This is a genomic window from Halocola ammonii (assembly GCF_049334165.1).
Classification (GTDB): domain Bacteria; phylum Bacteroidota; class Bacteroidia; order Flavobacteriales_D; family Sanyastnellaceae; genus JBEGHD01.
On record NZ_JBEGHD010000055.1, the window covers coordinates 1 to 452 of the forward strand.

Here is a 452-nt window from a genome sequence, read left to right on the forward strand (position 1 = left end):
GCTGATCCGAGCTGGTCGTCTGTTGCGTTGATGATGAAGGCGATCTCGCTGCCCGCTGGTACTTCGAAAGAAGCACTGCCTGACTGATCGTTTGCACCTGCATTGTCTGACAGCTGTGTGAACACTCCGTCAATCGTGTAGCCGAACTCTTCATAAGCTGGTCCGTCTACATCGGTGGTCAGGTAATCCCAGTCGAAGCTAATGGTCAGCGCTTTTGCTGCGGACGTAAGGGCTACAATCTGGCTAACCAGTGTTCCTGAATCTGAACTCTCTAGTGTCAGTCCGTCTTCAGTTACTTCACCAAAGCCGTCTCCGGAAGTCGATGAGAACACCCATGGGGTGATCAGATCGTAGTCTGCTGAAGTTACCACCACTGAGCTGTCGCAGTTGTCTACTGCTTCTGCTGTTGTGGCTGGGATCTCTGCGTCACACTCCAGTGTCAGCGCTGCTGG

1 protein-coding gene is annotated in these 452 nt (G+C 53.1%); it reads right to left on the reverse strand.

Annotation, left to right across the window (positions count from 1 at the left end; genetic code table 11):
• The coding region (locus ABHV44_RS16225; protein ID WP_459075762.1) for a hypothetical protein at positions 1-452 on the reverse strand (452 nt) is incomplete at both ends.